The organism is Streptomyces iranensis (assembly GCF_017874715.1).
Lineage (GTDB): Bacteria > Actinomycetota > Actinomycetes > Streptomycetales > Streptomycetaceae > Streptomyces > Streptomyces iranensis.
In genome coordinates this window covers 390,291-408,155 of the sequence record NZ_JAGGLR010000005.1, presented here as the reverse complement: position 1 = coordinate 408,155, position 17,865 = coordinate 390,291, and the positions used below count along the sequence as shown (strand labels likewise).

At 72.4% G+C, this 17,865-nt stretch carries 9 protein-coding genes; all 9 read right to left on the bottom strand.

Features of this window, described 5'->3' with window-relative positions; translation table 11 throughout:
* Nucleotides 1-236 precede the first annotated feature (236 nt).
* The 9 genes from J2Z30_RS11775 to J2Z30_RS11735 all read right to left on the bottom strand — a co-directional run bounded on the left by J2Z30_RS11775 (nt 237) and on the right by J2Z30_RS11735 (nt 17,857).
* Nucleotides 237-977, bottom strand: coding sequence for a TetR/AcrR family transcriptional regulator (locus J2Z30_RS11775; protein ID WP_044568732.1), 741 nt, complete (start codon nt 975-977; stop codon nt 237-239).
* A 730-nt stretch (nt 978-1,707) separates the two neighbouring features.
* A complete protein-coding gene (locus J2Z30_RS11770) occupies nt 1,708-3,141 on the bottom strand; it encodes a cytochrome P450 (protein ID WP_052701284.1) in 1,434 nt (477 codons plus the stop codon).
* Nucleotides 3,138-4,064 (bottom strand): SDR family NAD(P)-dependent oxidoreductase, encoded by a 927-nt coding sequence (locus J2Z30_RS11765; protein ID WP_044568733.1) that lies wholly within the window; start codon nt 4,062-4,064, stop codon nt 3,138-3,140. The genes J2Z30_RS11770 and J2Z30_RS11765 overlap by 4 nt, the downstream gene beginning before the upstream one ends.
* Complete coding sequence (locus J2Z30_RS11760; protein ID WP_044568735.1) at nt 4,061-4,498, bottom strand: ester cyclase; 438 nt, start codon at nt 4,496-4,498, stop codon at nt 4,061-4,063. The genes J2Z30_RS11765 and J2Z30_RS11760 overlap by 4 nt, the downstream gene beginning before the upstream one ends.
* Before the next feature lie 28 nt (nt 4,499-4,526).
* Nucleotides 4,527-6,929: an SDR family NAD(P)-dependent oxidoreductase gene (locus J2Z30_RS11755; protein WP_052701285.1), complete on the bottom strand. Its 2,403-nt coding sequence runs from the start codon at nt 6,927-6,929 to the stop codon at nt 4,527-4,529.
* Nucleotides 6,926-12,958 (bottom strand): SDR family oxidoreductase, encoded by a 6,033-nt coding sequence (locus J2Z30_RS11750; RefSeq protein ID WP_044568736.1) that lies wholly within the window; start codon nt 12,956-12,958, stop codon nt 6,926-6,928. Before J2Z30_RS11750 ends, J2Z30_RS11755 begins: the two co-directional genes overlap by 4 nt.
* A 36-nt stretch (nt 12,959-12,994) precedes the next feature.
* Nucleotides 12,995-14,548 carry an acyltransferase domain-containing protein gene (locus J2Z30_RS11745; RefSeq protein WP_044568737.1) on the bottom strand — a complete coding sequence of 518 codons (1,554 nt, stop codon included), beginning with the start codon at nt 14,546-14,548 and terminating at the stop codon, nt 12,995-12,997.
* Between the two features lie 390 nt (nt 14,549-14,938).
* Nucleotides 14,939-16,312, bottom strand: coding sequence for an NAD(P)/FAD-dependent oxidoreductase (locus J2Z30_RS11740; RefSeq protein WP_209468644.1), 1,374 nt, complete (start codon nt 16,310-16,312; stop codon nt 14,939-14,941).
* An 81-nt stretch (nt 16,313-16,393) separates the two neighbouring features.
* Nucleotides 16,394-17,857: an MFS transporter gene (locus tag J2Z30_RS11735; protein ID WP_044568738.1), complete on the bottom strand. Its 1,464-nt coding sequence runs from the start codon at nt 17,855-17,857 to the stop codon at nt 16,394-16,396.
* Nucleotides 17,858-17,865 lie beyond the last annotated feature (8 nt).

The following is a 17,865-nucleotide window of genomic DNA, read 5'->3' as shown; positions in this document are numbered from 1 at the left end:
ACCAGGGTCCGCACGATCCGGACACGCCGCTCCGTCTTGTCAACGGGCCCCGGCCCCTAGCCCCCGAACAGGCGACAAGGGCCCGGCTCCGGCATGATCCGGACGGGCATTGCCACAGCTTACGCCTCTCGGTGTACACATGTACGGAGCGATACCCCGATGTGACCTTCTACGGGGCGCCGGGCAGATGACCGGCGAACGCCCCCGGGCCGGTGTCCGGGGGCCTTCGGATGACCTCAGACGACCTCTTCGTAGAACTCCGAGATGTCCAGCACCCGGCACAGGTCGCGGAGCTCGAACTCGAAGAAGTGCTGGCCCTCGGAGAGCGCGAAGGACATATGGCCGAGCGCCTCCATGGAGATCACCCCGTACAGCCGCACCCAGCAGCGGAGCATCACGGCGATGGCTCCGGGGGGCATGTCGACGTCCTGGTCCTCGCTGAGCGCGGTGAGGGTGCGCGCGAGGCCGGGGTCGAGCTCCTCGACCTCGGGGGCGGGGAAGCCCCGCACCCGCCACAGGTCGGCGACCAGATCGGAGAAGACGGAGCCGAAGACCCAGCTCATATGGCGCTCGGGCTTGGTCTCCTCGCGGCCGAGCCCCGGGGCCCACGGGCCGAGGATCAGCCCGAACTCATGGGGGTGCTTGATCGCCCAGACGCGCAGCGCACGGGCGCCGCTGATCCACCGGCGGCCCGGCTCCTCCTCGGGGTGCTGGCCGAGGACGCCGCGCATGAAGCGGGCCATCTCCTCGAAAATGTCCACACGCAGCTGAAGGATCAGCGCATCCCGGCTACTGAAGTAGCGGTAGACGGCCGGCGCGGTCATGCCCATCTCACGGGCGATGGCCCGGATGGTCACATTCTCCGGGCCCTCCTGAACCAGGAGCGTCCGGGCGACGTCCTTGATTTCACGGATGGTCGCGATGCGCAGCCGCTCGCGCCGTGAGTACGGTGCGACGTGCGCTTCCCCTGGCGACACGCGTCCCCCTCCCTGATGCTGCGCCGCTCGACAACCCGGCGTACACGCACACGATACAGCGCCTCCGTTTAGTGAACAGCGGCGGTGACAGTGCCTCTGGTTCAACTGCTAGCCCCCTGACCCTGCCACAGATCCGCGGGGTTGCCCCGCCGGATGGCTCAGCGACCACCATCCGGGTCACCCGGGGCGCGGGGGAGCGTCCGTACATACGTCGGACATTCATTCGGAGGCATTGTGCGCGAGTGCTCCGGGGGCGGACGGGGGGCGGTGGACGGCCGCACTGGGCGCCACCTGGGAGTAAACGGCCGTAGCGATCGTGAAATGAAGTTCTTGCCCGTCCCGGCGCACCCGGGGAAAGGGTCCGTCCCACCCCTTCCACCAGGAGCATCAAGAAAACCGACCGGTCGGCGCGGTGGATTTCCGACCCGGCCCGGGGACGGTTTCCGCGGCCCGCCGGAGGGCGTCGCCCCGGCACCGGAGCGCTGCCGCGCGGTCGGCTCGGGCCTCGCCCTTCGCGCCCCGCCGCACATCTTCCGCATTCTCGTCCGCAACCCCGCGGGACGCGTTTTCCCTGAAAAGCGCCCGCGTCCCGGGGATAACGATCCACCGCCACGGATCCCTGCTTCTGACGGTGTGCCGGGTTTCCCGGGCCGGGGCGCGCGGGTCAAATCGGGAAAGGCCACGGCGTCGGCCCGGCCCGGAACTCCGATTCCGCTTCCACCCTCGCGGACTACGGGTGGTGGGGGCAGGCGGCGGGGGCGGCGGGAGCGGTCCGGCGGGACGGGCGGGGTGCGGCGGTGGATCGCTCGCGCGAAGTCACCGTCACCATCACGTCCTCGAGCGGCCGCAGCGAGATCACCGGTGAGCCGTACCGCAGTTCGGTTCCCGGGATCCGGCTGATCCGGAAGCGCTGGTTCACCATGGCCACGATGATGCGCAGCTCCAGCAGCGCCATGAAGTTGCCGACGCACTGCCGGGGCCCCGAGCCGAACGGGAGATACGCCATCCGCGGCCGCTCCTTGATGGCCTGCGGGGTGAACCGGTACGGGTCGAAGGCCAGCGGGTTGTCCCAGTGGCGCGGGTTGTGGTGGGAGACCAGCGGGGACAGCAGGATCGAGGAGCCCGGTTCGATGCCGTAGCCGCCGAGGGTGTCCGCCTCGACCGCCGCCCGGGGGAAGATCCAGATGGGCGGGTGCATCCGCAGACTCTCGTCGACGACCATCTTGGTGTACGTCAGCGCCTCGGCGCTCTCCGCGTCCGGCAGCCCGCCGCCGAGCACCGTGGCGATCTCGGCGTCCAGCTCCTCCTGCACGCCGGGGTGGGCGGCGACCGACAGCAGCGTCCAGCACAGGGAGACGGCGGTGGTCTCATGGCCGGCCAGATAGACCGTGAGCAGCTCGTCCTTGATCTGCTGATCGGTCCAGGGCTCACCGGTGGCCGGGTCGGTGGCCCGCTCCATCAGCGCGATCAGCGGCCCCTCCCCCGTCTCCGCGTAACTCCGGCGCACATCGGCCACGATGCGGTCGAAGACCCGGTGGATCCTGAGGATCTTGCGCTGACGGTCCGTCGGCACCCAGGAGGGCAGCATCTCGGTGGCGGTGCCGCGGCGGAACATCACCTCCACCACATCGTCCACGATCGTCTTCAGCAGGGCCGAGTCCGGCTTGATGTCGTAGGCGAACAGCGAGCGGGAGAGGGTGACCAGGGTCAGCCGCAGCATGTCGGTCATCAGGTCGACCGGTTCACCGGCGGCGGCCTTGCGCTCCCAGGTCTCCAGCATCTCCTCGGTGGCCCGGATGATGTTGGGGATGATGTCGGTGATGGCGTTCTTGAGGAAGACCGGCTGCACCGCCCGCCGGTGGGCGCGCCAGAACTCGCCGTCGGTGGTGAGCAGTCCCTTGCCCATGACGACGCCGAACTGCTCGTAGAGCGGGCCGCGGACGTAGTTGCCGTTGTTCTCCACCAGCACCCGGCGCACCGCCTCGGGCTCGGTCACCTGGTGCACCAGGAAGGGGCCGAGTCGCATCCGGACGATCTCGCCGTGGTCGCGCTGCAGACCGAGCAGGAATTCGGCGGTGTTCCGCTTCCAGGGGCCCAGACTGCCCAGCAGCGGGGCGCCCTTGGGGCCGGGTGCGATGCGCGGCGCGGAGGTCGCTGTGGTCATCGGTGGTCTCCTTGCTTTCGCGGCCGCGGCCCGCGGGGCACCGGAAACAGGCGGCGCACGAAGAGATGGTCGAAAAGGACGTCGGAGGTGAGGCGCCGCAGGGCGATGGTGCTGTGGGCGAGGAGTCCGACGGGGTAGCGGGCGCGCGGCCGGGAGCCGCGGGCGCCCTTGGCCACCACCTTCGCCACCCGGCGGGCCACATCGTCCGGCTGGATCGCGAAAGTGCCCGCCAGGGTCCGGCGGCGGCCGGTGTAGATCGCCTCGAAGTACTCGGCGCTCTCCCGGCGGAAGGTCTCGTACGTCCGGCTCACCGGCCGCAGATTGGCCACGTAGGTGGCGCCGAAGCGGGTGGTGCGCACCGGGCCCGGCTCGACGAGGACGACCCGCACCCCGAAGTCGGCCACCTCGTTCCGCAGCGAGTCGCTTAAGCCCTCCACGGCGTGCTTGGTGGCGTTGTAGAAGCCCGAGCCGGGGACGGCGTAACGGCCGAAGATGGAGGAGACGTTGACGATGGTGCCGCCGCCGTGGGCGCGCATCGCGGGCAGCACCAGCTGGCTGAGCCGGACCAGGCCGTACACATTGGTCTCGAACTGCTCGCGCACCTCGGCCAGGGAGGCCTCCTCGATACAGCCCGACATGGCGTAGCCCGCACTGTTGACCAGCGCCCCGACCGCGCCGTGCGCCGCCTCGACCTTCGCGACGGCGGTGGCCATGGACTCCTCGTCGGTGACGTCGAGCGCCATGGTGCGGACGCCGAGCGCCGCGAGCTCCGCCAGCGTCTCGGGCCGCCGCGCGGTGGCGTACACGGCGTGCCCGGCCCGGTGCAGCCGCAGCGCGCACGCGCGGCCGATTCCGGAGGAGCAGCCGGTGATGAGGACCGGGATGCCGGCCCCGGAGCCCGGGGCCGGCTCATGGCCGGTCATGCGGGGGGCGCGTCGAACGCCCCGAGCTGGGTGGCGAGGTCGTAGGAGTCCATGGAGAACCAGCTCTCCACGATCTTGCCCTCGCCGTTGAACTCGTCGATGACGATGCCGGGGATCTCCAGCTTGCGGCCTTGCGCCGGGATGAGGCCCGCGTAGTCGTCGCCGGTGTGGGTGCCGCGCGCGGTGAAGCGGCTGACGACCTTGTTCCCCTCCAGGATCCAGTCGTCCACGGTGACGTGGAGGTCGGGGAAGGAGGCGCGCTGGAGCCGCACCCACTCCTTCAGGTGCTCCACGCCCTCCTTGCCGTTGGCGGCGGTGCCGTGGCTGATGTGGTCCTCGGTGGCGCCCTCGTAGATGACGTCGAGATTGCCCTTGTTGAGGCACTCCTCGTAGTAGCGCTCGAGGACGGCCTTGTTCTGCTCGGGAGTGGACATGAACTGCCTTTCTCTTCTGTCGTGCTGTCTATTCCGTCGTGTTTCCCAGCGGGCCGGAGAGTCCCGAGACGGTCGCCACGGGGTCCCCGGAGTCTGCGTCGGTGATCCGCCAGACGCCGAGCGAGGGATCGCCCTCGACACGGGTGGGCCCGCGCTCGGCGGAGTGCGGTGCGATCCGGCCGAGGATCAGGGGGTCGGCGGTGACCGAGAGGCCGTCGCCCTGGGTGGTGCACCGCCGCACCACGTTCTCCAGCGCGGCGACGGGGAGGGCCGTCCCGGGCACGTACGGCGTCGCCCACAGGTCGACCGGCAGGCAGCGCGGGACCTCGGTCACCAGGCGGCCCTCCGGCGCCACCGTCCATGCGGAGAGCGGCAGCACGGCGCCGCGCCAGTGGAGGAAGGGCGGCCCGGAGCGGAGGGTGGTGGTCTGCGGCACGTCGGGGCGCGGCGGGGCGGGCGGCCGTGTCGCGCCGGTCTCGTGGACGATGCGCAGGCTCGCCTCCGGGCCGTCCCCACCGCCCTCGTGGCGGTAGCGGACCTCCACGATCCAGTCGTGCCCCTGGTGGAAGCCGCGGATCTCGCGGACCAGCCGGATCGCGGGGCCGTCGAGACGCAGCAGCGCGAGCGGCACCACGATCTCCTCCAGCGCACCGGCCCGCAGCGCCGGGAAGTCCTCCGGGACGATCCATTCGGCGGCCCGCAGGGCGTTCTCCAGCAGCAGGGAGGGCGGCAGCGCGGGGGTGCCGTCGATGCGGAAGTCGCCGAGCGCGGGGGTGTGTTCGGGGTCGAGGACGACGCGTGCCGTCAGCTGGGCGTGCGGCTGGTAGGAGGTCACCTCGCCGAGGTGGAAGACCTTCGGATACGCGGCGGCGAAGCCGGGCAGCGCGGGGACCACCGGATAGCCGATGGCCTGTCCCGGGTCGATGGCCTTGCCCAGCGGCCCGACGAAGGTGACCTCGCCCTCGGAGCCCGCCAGCAGTTCGGCCCGCCAGCGCTCAAGACCGTCCGCCACGTCGATCGCGGCCATGTAGCGCAGGGTGGCGGCGAAGTTGGCGATCAGCCCGATGCGGTCCCAGGTGGGCCAGGCGAGGGTCATCACGGGGAACGCGGCCCGGCGGGCGGCCCACTGGCCGAGCCGCGCGAGACCGTCGTTGGCCGCCGCGTATTCGAGCTGGCCGACCATGCCGCCGAGCCGTCCGGTGAGAGAGCCGACGCTGCAGAAGAACTTCAGGTCGCGGCTCCGCACCTCCTCGAAGACGTTGAGGAAGCCGTCGATCTTGACCTCGACGGTGCGGAGGATCTCCTCGTCGGTCTTCTTCGGCAGCCGGGCGGAGGTGTCCACCCCGGCGTTGTGCACCACCCCGGCGAGCCGGCCGCCCTCCAGCGCGTCCTCGCGCCGGATGAGCTCGCGCACCTGGGCGCGGTCGGTGAAGTCGCAGCGCGCGTACTCGATGCGCAGCCCCTCGCGCCGGGCGGAGGTCACATGGGTGGCCAGTTCCCACAGCCGGCGGGTGCGGGCCAGCCGGCCGCGGACCACGGCGGGCGACTCGCCCTTGGCGCGGCCCGCCCAGACCTGCTTCTCGTAACGCTTCCACCCGGCCTCGTCCACGCCGAACCAGGGCTCGTCCCCGCCGGGGAACGGCTCCCGGCCGGTCACCACGACCCGTACGCCGTGCCGGGCGGCCAGCGACCTGGCCAGTTCCCAGCCGATGCCCCGGCCGCCGCCGGAGATCAGCACGGTGTCCTCGGGGCCGAGGGTGAGGGCGGGCGCGGCCACGGGCCGGTCCTCGGGGGTGAGGGTGTACCGGCGGCCGTCGCGGTAGCCGACCTCGATCTCACCGGTGCCGCCGAGTTCGGCGGCGACGATGCCGGGCAGTTCGGCGGAGGCGGCCAGGTCGATGTCGACGACGCGGGCGGCCACGTTGGGGAACTCCCGGTGCAGGGTCTTGGCGAGCCCCGCCCAGATGCCGCCGAGCGGCTGCTCGAGACCGTCCCGCGGATGCTGGCCCATCCCGCCGCCGAGGTAGCTGACGGCGAGATAGCACAGCCGGTGCGCGGCGGTCTCGGCCGCCCAGTCGTCGTAAGTGCCGCGCAGCGCGGTCACGGTCTCGGTCAGCGCCCGCCGCCAGGCCCCGGCGGAGGCGGCCCGGTCCGGGTCGTACGCCCGGCCCACGGTGAGGTCGACGATGGCGTCCACGGGGCCGGGGCCGTCCGGCTCCCGGCGCACCAGCGCGCCGTGCTCCTTCAGTTCGCGCTCCACACCGGCGGCGATGTCCTCCTCGCCGCCGATCAGCAGCACCCGCAGCCCGGCCGGCATTGGGCGCGGCCCGGCGGGGCGGGGCAGCTCGGTGAGCCGCCACACCATCCGGGCCACCGGCTGGACCGGCGCGTCCTCCTGGGTCACGGTCATGTCCGGCTGAGCCGCGGTCATGTCCGGTCCTCCCCCGCCGGTGCCCGCTCCAGGGGGACGGCCTCACCGGTCTCGGCGTCGATGTAGCCGATGAGGGTGGCCCGCATGTCCTTCATCTGGAGCAGCATCCGGCCGTCGGGCCGCACCGCCACGAAGCGGTTGCTGATGGTGTCGGCCGTCAGATCGAAGCCGGGCGGGGTGACGAAGAGGTCGATGTCCTCTCCGGACGCGGCCAGGTCGTGGTCGCTGATCTCCTCGTACAGATCGATCCGGCGGATGGACAGCGGTGCGGCCACCGGCACCAGATGCCCGTCGACCAGATCCAGCACCCCCACCCGGGCCAGCCCGTCGAGCAGGATGCTCGGCACGGTGAAGCGGGACCACACCGGATCACCGGCCGGGACGTCGGGCGCGTAGCGGGCGCGCTTGCCCCGGGGGTGGATCCGGGTGTCGGTGGTGGAGACGAAGGGGCCGGTCAGCCGCACCGGGGAGCCGGGCTGGTGGTACGGGTCGGGGACCGGGGTCTCCTCCCCCGCCGGCCACTCCTCCCAGCGCGGCGCGGTGGGCGCCTCGGTGTCGAGCAGCACCCGGGCCATGAAGTGCACCCGGTCCTTGACCAGGACCACCCCGCTGGGCGCGACCACGTCCTCGGTGATCCGCACCTGGACGACGGTCACCTCCCCGGGGCTGTCCACCAGTTCGGCGCGGATACGCCTGGGACCGGCCGGGATGTCGCGGTAGACCCGCAGGAAGTGCTCGAAGCGCAGATCCTCGAAGGCGATCACCCGCTTGCCGGGGGCCAGGGTCCGGGCGGCCTCGGCGGCCAGTTCGGTGACGAAGGTGCCGGGCAGGGTGGCTTCGCCGCGCACCGTGTGGTGTTCGAGATAGGCGTCGGTGTCCAGGTCGAAGGGGCACTCGTAGACCACGGACCGCTCGTCGGACTCCACCGGCCGGCGCAGGAAGAACCCGGGCCGCTGGTCCAGGTAGCCGGGGTAGAAGCGCTCCACCGTGGCGCGTTCGGCGTCGCCGAGGTGGACCACGGACGGGCGCCGCACGGGGGCGTGGAGCTCCTGGACGAAGTGGTGGATGCCCTCGGCGATGGCCATGTTGCTGTACGAGCCCGCGCGCTCGTAGTACGCCTTGGTCAGCTCGTTGGCCCCCATGCCGACGCCTTCCCACAGCGTCCAGCCGATGGTGAACTCGTCCGTCGGCGAATCGGTGGCGCGGGTGTGGGTCGCGGCGGCGGCCAGGAAGTCGTTGGCCGCGGCGTAGTCGGCCTCCCCCAGCTGGCCGAAGTAGCCCAGCAGCGAGCCGAAGTTGCACCACAGCCGGGGCGGTGCGGTGCGCAGGGCGCGCTTGAGGTGGAGGTAGGAGTCCAGCTTCAGATCGCGGATGGAGCTGAACTCGGCGAAGCTCTTGTCCTTGATCAGCCCGGAGCACTGCAGCCCGGCGGCGTTGACCAGCAGGTCGATCCGCCCCCGCTCGTCCAGCACCCGGCCGATCGCCCGGTCCACCGCCGCGCCGTCGCGCATGTCGCAGGCGAGGTAGGTGACCCGGCCGGTGCCGCTGTGGGCGGCCATCTCGTCCAGGTTGCGCTTCGCCCGGCGGGCGTTGACCATGCGGTCGAAGGCGCGGTTGATGTCGGCCACGGTGCGGCCGTCGCGCCGGGCGATCTCCGTCTTGATGTACCCGGCTCGGCGGGCGGCGAACTCCTCGTCGGTGCCCTGGTACGTCTCCGGCGGGTAGTCGTCGAGGGAGTTGCTGCCCAGGACGTAGATCCGGGGCCGGAAGTGCTCGGCGACCGCCTTGACCACCTCGGCCGTGATGCCCCGGGCGCCCCCGGCGACCACCACGACCGAGTCCGGGCCGAGGGCGGCGGGCGCCCCCGCTCCCAGGTCGTGCGGCTCGTCGGAGAGCAGATACGCCTTGCGTACGCCGTCGAGGTCGAACACCGCCGGGAAGACCCGCTCGGCCGCGCTCTCCTCCTCGGCGCGGGCCATCGCCTCGGTGAGGTCGGTGGCCGAGGTGCACAGCGTGAAGGCGAGGCAGGCGTCGCGCTCCAGGGCCACGGTCTTCCACAGCCCGGTGAAGAGCCCGGTGTACGGATGCGGGATTCCGCCCGGCGCGGCGCCCAGCAGCAGCGCCACGGCCGAGGAGCCGGGGTCGCCCAGGTCGTCGTAGAGGTGCTGGAGGGTCAGATAGGCGGCGTCGTGCAGGGCGGTGAGGGCGGGCGCGGGGCCGTCCGGGGCCGCCCGGCCGGGGTCACCCACCACCCTGAGGTGGGTGACCCCGGGGCCCGCGCCCGCCAGGGCCCGGCGGACCGACTCCTCGGTGACCTCGGGCAGGTGGTGCCAGCCGGGGCGCGGGGCCGCGAGCGGCGCCGTGGACAGGACGGTGAGGTCCGCGTCCGGCGGCGCGGCGGCGGCGAGCGGCTCGGGGGCGTCGGTGAGCACCACCGCCCCGGCGGGCAGGAACGGGACGCGCTCGCGCACGGTGCGCGCGGGCAGCTCGGTCAGGACGGGCACCTGGCGGCGGACCCGTACCGGGGTGCCGTCCGCGAGCCGTCCGCCGGTGGTGAACGCGGCGGGCAGCGCGGCCGGGACCGCCTCCGGGACCGCGGACTCCGGGCCGTCGGACTTCCGGCCGTGGGACTTCCGGCCGTGGGGTTCGGGGCCGTCGCCCGGGATGGTCAGCCGGAGCCGGGCCCCGGCTGCGCCCTCGCTCTCGTCGGTGGCGATCTCCACGGTCCCCGAGGGCCGGTGCAGCGCCCTGAGGACGGCGAGACCACCGGCCGCGCCCAGATAGCGGGCGTGCTCGGGCGTGGGCGCGCCGCACAGCAGGATCTCGTCCGCGGCCTGTTCCCCGCGCCCCGCCTCGACGGCACCGAGCGGTTCGTCCACGTACGCGAGCACCTCGAGCCCGGCGGCGCGAGCCCGCTCCTCGGTGGTGAGGGCGAACAGGAAGGCTCCCTCGGCGAGTTCCCGGGCCTCCGGGGGCAGCAGCTCGCCGATCAGCGTCCGGTATTCGGGGAGGCTGTTGCCGTTGATCCCGCCCGCGAGTGCGAAGTCCAGCTCACCGGTGCGCAGATAGCGGCCCGCGGAGGTGATGGAGGAGACGGCGGAGGCGAAGCCGGAGTCCATCGTCATGTTCGGGCCGTTGAGGTCGAAGTAGTTCGCCACCCGGGCCGAGATGATGTTGGGCATCTGGCCGGGGAAGGAGTCCTCGTTGGAGGCCGGGATCATGCCGCGTACGCGGTCGCCGAGCCGCTCCAGGACACCGGGCAGGGCGTCGGAGGGCAGTTCGCCCAGCGCCTCGGCGATGTCGTCGAGGTAGCAGCGGTTGGCGTAGAGCATCGCGGCGCGGGTCGGGCCCATATGGCCGACGAACACCCCGGTCTTGAGCGCCCGCTCCTGCCAGAAGTCCGGCATCTGGTCGCGCAGTTGATGGGCGCACTCCACGATCATCAGCTGGCAGCGGTCCAGGGCGCGGATGGTCTTGGGAGGCAGCCGGACCTTGCTGAACGGCGGCGCCGGGTACTCGTCGCCGAAGCTGTCGCGGGGACGCGGACCGCCGCCCAGCCAGCGGGTGACCTCCTCACGGCCCGCCAGCCCCGGCAGATGGGCCGACCAGCCGACGATCGCCACCCGGCTGCCGGTGTCCGGGACCTTGGTGACGGTCGCGGGAGCCCGGTCGGTGGCGGTGGCGTTCGCGGCGGCGGGGCGCGCCCGGTGCTCGGAGACGATCAGATGGGCGTTGGTGCCGCCGAAGCCGAAGCCCGACACCGCGGCCAGCCGCGGGCCACCGGTCTGCTCCGGCCAGCCCTTGTGCCCGGGGGTGATCTCCAGTCCGGTCTCGGCGAGCCGGAAGTCCTCGCGGGGCTTGGAGAAGCGGAACTGACCGGGGATGGTGTGCTCGGCCAGGCCCAGCAGGTTCTCGATGAGCGAGACCACGCCCGCCGCCCAGCCGGTGTGGCCGATCAGGGACTTGTTGGAGGTGACCGCGGCGGGTCCGGCGGTGCCGTAGTACTCCCGCAGCGTGGTGAACTCGGCGAGGTCACCGGCCGGGGTGCCGGTGGCGTGGGCGTTGACCCAGCTCACCGCGGAGCCCTCGACCTCGCCCGTCTCCAGGGCGCGCCGCACGGCCAGGCTCTGACCGGCGGCGTTGGGGGCGTAGATGGCCTTGCCCTTGCCGTCGGAGGACGAGCCGAAGGCGCGGAGCACCCCGAGCACCTCGTCGCCGTCGGCCCGCGCCCGGCTCAGCCGCTTGAGGACGACAAGCGCGGCGCCGTCGGCGAAGATCACGCCATCGGCGTCCTCGTCCAGCGCGTGCACCTCACCGCGCTTGGAGAGCCCCTGGAGCTTGGAGAAGAGCACGGTGCCGCGCGGGGCGAGCGCGAAGGCGCCGCCGCAGACGGCGATGTCCTGCTTGCCCATCAGCAGGCCCTTGGCCGCGATGTCGATCGCGTACAGCGACGAGGAGCAGGCGGTGTCCACCATGTGCAGCTCGGTGGAGGGCGGCAGCAGACCGCGCATCGCCAGCTCTCCGACGCGGTGCGGCAGGAAGCGCGAGCGGTCCCGGCCGGCGCGCCGGTAGCGGCGGTTCAGGGCCGCCTCGATGTCGCCGCCGAGGGTGGTGCGCTCATCGTCGTCCAGCGGCAGGTCCCCGAGGATGTCGTGAGTCATCCGGGTGACGCTGTCCAGCACCCCGGCCTCTTCCAGGTGCTGGCTGCCGTCGGGGGTGTAGCCGACGACGAAGGAGCAGCGGTCGGAGTCCTGGTGGCGCACTCCGTCCAGGGCCTGGACCAGGCTGTGGCGCAGCCACATGGTGGTGAGCTCGTGGTCGTCCGCGCCCTCGGCCATGCTGTCGACGGAGCCGGGGGCGGCCTGGAAGTCGGTGATGAAGACGCAGCGGTCGGCGTACGCCTTGTCCTCGGCGGCGGTGTCGGCGGCGTGGAAGTTCTCGTGCCGCCAGCGGTCCCGGGGGATCTTGACGAACAGCTCGTCACCGGTCGTACGGAGCTTCCAGAACTCCTCGGGGCTGTTCGCCCCGGCGACCGCCAGGCCCATGCCGACGACGGCGATCGCGTCGTCGGGGACGTCGGGGACGTCGGTGGCCTCGGTGACCTCGGGGACCTCGGGGGGCAGGTCGGAGCCGGGCGCGTCCACGGCCCCGGCGGCGGCTGCGGCGGGCTTCGGCTCGGGCGCCAGGACGGGTTCGGGCGTCACGACGGGTTCCGGCTCCGGTGCGGCCTCCTCCCGTACGGGGGCCGCGGCGGGCGGCGACATGAGGGCGGCGCCCAGCGTCAGCCCCCCGTCGGCGAGCACCACCTGCCCGGTGATCCACCGCGAGGCGTCGGAGGCCAGGAAGGCGACCACGTCGGCGAACTCCTCCGGAGTGCCCAGCCGTCCGAAGGGGGTCGCCCTCGCGATCACCTCCCGCATCTCCCGGGCCCGGGGGAACTTGTCCGCGACCTCGCTCTCCAGCATGGCGGCCGAGGCGGTGTTCACCCGGATGCCCAGCGGGGCGTACTCCACGGCGAGATAGCGGGTGGCCGCCTCGGCGGCCGCCTTGGCGGGGGCGCAGGCCGAGTAGTTGGCCATCACCATCTGCGAGCCGCCGAGCGCCGAGACGGTGACGATCGACCCGCCGCCGCCCCGCGCCATCAGCGGGGCCGCGGCGCGGGCGCAGCGCAGTCCGCCCTTGTAGTTGGTGTCGATGGCCTTGGCGATGTCCTCGTCGGTCACCTCGGCCAGGGGCAACAGGGCCCCGTTGGCGGCGCTGTTGACCAGGATGTCCAGCCGCCCGTGGCGCTCCTCGATCTCGGCGAACATCCGGTCGACCTGCTCCTGCCGGGCCACCGAGGCGCGGGCGAGCTCGACCCGGGCACCGCTTGCCACCAGTTCGTCCCTGGTGCGCTTGGCCTGGTCGTGCGAGTGGAAGTAGTTGAGGACGACATCGGCGCCGCGGGCCGCGAGGGTCCGCGCGATCGCCTTGCCCACGCCCTTGGAACCCCCGGTGACCAGGGCCACCTTCCCCGTGAGGTCTTTCATGGGAACGACTGACTCCTTCTGCGACGAGGGGGCGCTTCAGCCCGTGGCGGAGGCCGGTGCGTGGGCCCCTTGGTCGTTGAGCTGCTGGAGCACAAAGTCGGTGATCTTGCCCATGGTGTTGTAGGTGGCCAGCCGGAAGCCGGACTCGCGCGGCGGCAGCCCGTAGCGGCTGGAGACCCTGGACAGGAGTTCGACCTGCTTGACGGAGTCGACTCCCAGTTCCGCCTCCAGCTGCACCTCGTCCTCGAAGACGTCCTCGGGGTATTCGAGCGCCTCGGCGTAGAGGGTCCGCAGCTCCTCGAAGAGCCGGTCGCGGCCGTACCCCTCGGGCCGCGAACCGGACCCGGAGACCGCAGGAGCCTCCGGTGCGGGCGCGGGAGCGGCCTCGGCGGCGGGCTCCGACCCGGCGGCCGCCGCGGGCCGCGGCTCGGGCTCGGCGGCGTCCCCGCCCTCGGTGGACTTGCGGAAGGCGTCCAGTTCGGTGCGGACCAGCTCCAGCACCATGTGGCCGCGCTCGCTCCAGTACGCCGCGAAGAGGTCCGCGGGCACCGAGGGGGCCAGCAGCTCGGCGAGCCCGCCGCGCTCGGGCGCCGCCAGACCGGCCTCGCGCAGCGCGTCGAGGGTCCCGTCGAGCGCGAGCCGCCCGCCGGTCACGGCCAGCGTGGGCAGCGACCGCACCGCGGAGCCGTCGGTCACCTTGGCGACCAGCTTGGAGAGCGCGGCGCGCCCACCCGCCTCCACGAACACCTCGGCACCGGTCTCCCGCAGGTGCCGTACGGCCGCGGCGAACCCCACCGGCCGGGTGAAGTGCTCGGCCAGCAGCTCGGCGAGGGCGTCGTCCGGCTCGTAGTAGCGCTGCAGGATCGGCGAGTAGACCGGGCGGTTCAGCGGACGCTGGTCCAACTTCCGTACGTACGCGGCGAACTCGGGGGCGGCGGGGGCGAGCGCCGGGGTGTGGAAGGGGAAGGGGGTGTCGATCTCGATGGCGCCCACGTCCAGCTGCCCGGCGATCGCCACGACCCGGTCCAGGATTCCCGCGGGGCCGCTGACCACGGTCTGCTCGTCGTGGTTCTCGGTGGCGACGGCCAGCAGCGGCTCGTCCACCAGCTCCAGCAGCTTGCGGGTGCGCTCGGCGCTCGCGGCCAGGGCCACCATGCGGCCGTCGACCCCGCCCTGCCGCTCGATCACGGCCACGCGCCGGGCGACGATCCGGACCCCGTCCTCGACCGAGAAGGCCCCGGCCGCCACCAGGGCGGTGATCTCGCCGAGGCTGTGCCCGGCCAGGACGTCGGGGGCGACGCCCTGGGCGGCGAGGATCTCGTAGGCGGCCAGACCGGCGCCGTAGATGGCGACCTGGGAGGCCCAGGGGTCGTTGTCGAGCAGATCGCGCAGGTCGGCCTTGCGCTCGCCGAAGAGCACCTCGGAGATGCGGCTGCCGTAGAGCTCCTCGGTCACGGTGTCGAGCCGCTCGAAGACCCGGCCGATCTGGGGATGGCGCTCCTTGGCACGGCGGAGCGCCTCGCCGTCGAAGCCGCCTTGTCCGGGGAAGAGGAACGCCGTCGTGACGCCGGGGGACGGATTGCTGGACATGCCGATGCCTCCATGGCTGTGGTGGTGACGGTGGGTGAGGTGCGCCACCCGCGCGGGTGGCGCGGCGCTGTGGACGGCCGAAGGCCGTTTGTGAGGTGCGGGCGTGCGGGTGGGCGCGTCCGCGGGTGAGCCCGGCTGCATCGATATGCGGCTCCGCCGCGTGGGGGGCTTCGCCCCTGGGCCCCGGACGCCCTTCGGGCGTGTCCTCAATCTCCCCCAGCTACCGCTGGGAGGTGCCCCCTGACGGGCTGAAATCAGCCCCTCCGGCGATTGAGGAGCGGGGTCTGGGGCGGAGCCCCGCACGCGGCGGAGCCGCATATCGTCAGGTGTCGGGAAGGGGCGGGGAGGGGAGCAGCCCGCCGCAGGCGTACGCGTACCGTCGGACACCCCCTAAGCCACGCGGGCGACCGGGGAGTCGAGCAGGAAGGTGCCCATGCTTCCGAGGTTGGCGGCGATCAGCCGGTCGGCGAGCCGGGTCGCCGGGGGCAGATGCCGGGGGGCACCGCGGACGAGCCAGCGCACCATCCGGATCTTCCAGCCCGGCCCGGAGCCCGGCGGGATGTGGTCGAAGAGGGCATGGATATTGGCCGGGGAGTAGAACTCGGCGGGCGGGACGATGGTGGCGAACATCCCGACCATGCCGCTGCCGTGGTGCGGGCTGCGTGCCATCGCCCGGATGAACTCCAGCTCCTCGCGGTTGTAGTCGGCGATCGCGGCGTGGTCGCGGGTGTACTGGAAGTGGCCGCTCACCAGGGCGTCGCGGCGCCGGGCGTAGCCGGCGAGGGCGGGGGCGAGGTCGCGGTCCCCGGCCAGGGCCGGCTCCACGGCCTCCACCAGCAGTTCGGCACCGCGCAGCGAGTCGGTGATACCGGCGGCGGTGATGGGGTCGCGGGTGTAGCCCGCGTCGCCGACCAGGGCCCAGCCGGGTCCGTGACAGTGGCGCAGGAAGTTGGGGACCGCGCCGGTCATCCACTTGTCGACGCGCCGGGTCTCCCGCAGCCGCGCCGCGAACTCCGGGTCGACCTCCTCGAAGGCGGAGACGACCGTGGCGTCGCGCTCCCGGTCGGCGGCCGCCTTGAAGTCCTTGACCGGCAGGGCGAGTCCGACGATGGTCAGGCCGTCGTGGGTGGGCCAGGTGAAGGCGTGCTGATGGCGGTGGCGGTAGGTGCGCACCTTGCCGTCGTGCGGCAGATCGGCCCAGTACGACCAGTGGCTCTTGTTGAGCACCGGGTGGGAGTCGTACTTCTCGGCCCCCACCAGCCGGGCGACGGTGGAGTTCGAGCCGTCGGCGCCCACGACCAGCCGGGCGTGCTCGACGATGGGGGTGCGGTCCCCGGTCTCGGCCCGGACGCCGATGACGGTGCCCCGGGCGTCCGTCAGCAGCTCCCGCAGCGCGACCTGCTCCCGCAGCTCCGCCCCGGCCTTGACGGCGGCCTCCAGCAGGATCTCGTCCAGCTTGCGGCGCTCCGGGGAGTACGCCTCGGCCACGCCCTCGACGGCGGGCAGTTCGGCCATCAGCCGGACGGGGCCGCTCTGCAGACCGTAGGAGTGAATGGGCGGGCAGCCGGTGGCCGCCACCTCGTCCAGCAGCCCCCAGCGCTTCAGCCGGAGAATTCCCGGAGGATGGACCAGATTGGTGGCGGCCCCCTTACCGCCGGGGAATTTCGCCCGGTCGAGGAGAAGGACCCGGTACCCCGCTCTCGCCAGGAGCATCGCGGTCGATGAACCGCTGATGCGCGCTCCTACCACAATGACGTCGTACATAGCGTCCCCCATACCCAACGGTCATCCGGGATCCGGGGACCGGTGGATCATCTTGTTCGCTCTGACTTCGCTCTGTCGATATTAGTTGCGCGACCGGCTCGGAAGGTTTCCCTGGTATGAATCCTCGACGGCTCCCGAAGAAATCACCTTCGTTTCGGCCGGTGCGGTGCGGCCGCGCGGTGCCATGAGAATGGCGAGACAGCCGACGGCGGCGATTCCGGCGCCGATCCAGGCGGCGGGCCGCAGCCCGTCCACGAATTCCTGGGGCGAGCCATATCCGCCCAGCGTGGTGAATACAGAGGTGAGCACCGCGACGCCGAGTGCGCCGCCGAGCTCCCGGAAGGTGTTGTTGGCGCCCGAGGCGATTCCCTGGTCGCGGGGCGCGACGACGTTCATCGCCATTTCCGCGACGGGCGAGAAGAACAGCCCCAGGCCGATTCCGCCGAGCACCAGGCCGGGCACCTGGTCGGCGTAGGCGGTGTCCGCGCTCACCACGGACGCCAGCCAGCCAAGGCCCGCGGCCTCGAACAGCAGGCCCGCGGCGACCACCAGACGGTTGCCGAGCCGGGCGGTCAGCAGCGCCGCCAGCGGGGCGACGACGACCGGCATCGCCGTCCACGGCAGCATCTTCACGCCCGCCTCCAGCGGCGAGAAGCCCTGGATGTTCTGCATGAACTGGGTGAGCAGGAAGACCAGTCCGAACATGGCCGCGAACATCAGCAGGCTGGCCGCGTTGACCGCGCTGAACGCGCGGTTGCCGAACAGCCGCATCGGCAGCATCGGTTCGGCCGTGCGCAGCTCCCAGCCGACGAAGAGCGCGAGCACCACCAGGCCACCGGCCAGGAAGCCGAGCACCCGGCCGCTGGACCAGCCGTGTTCGGTGGTGGACACCAGCGCGTAGACCACGCCGAACACCCCGAGGCTGACCAGGACGGTGCCCACCGGGTCCAGCGAGGTGTCCGGGCGGGTGGACTCGGCCAGCTTCCACAGGCCGAGCACCAGCACCACCACACCGATCGGCACATTGACCCAGAAGATCCACTCCCAGGAGATCTTCTCCACCACGGCCCCGCCGATCAGCGGGCCGAGCGCGACCGCGAGCCCGCTGAGGGCGCCCCAGACGCCCAGCGCGACACCGCGCCGGCGCTCGGGGACGGCCACGGTCAGCAGGGTGAGCGTCAGCGGCATCACCACGGCCGCACCGAGGCCCTGTACGGCACGGGCGGCGATCAGGGTCTCCGCGCTGCCGGACAGCGCCGCGGCGGCGGAGGCCCCGGTGAAGACGACGAGGCCGGCCAGGAACACCCGGCGGCGGCCGAACCGGTCACCGGCGGCCGCACCGGCCATCAGGAAGACCGAGAAGGTGAGGGTGTAGCCGTTCACCGTCCACTCCAGGTCCTGGAGGCTGGTGCCCAGGTCCTTCTGAATGGCGGGCAGCGCGGTGATGACGACGAGGTTGTCCAAGGCGGCCATGAAGACGGTGAGTCCGGACACCACCAGCGTCCACACGGGGTTCATTCCGCTCGGGCCGGAACGGTCAGTCATGAATACCT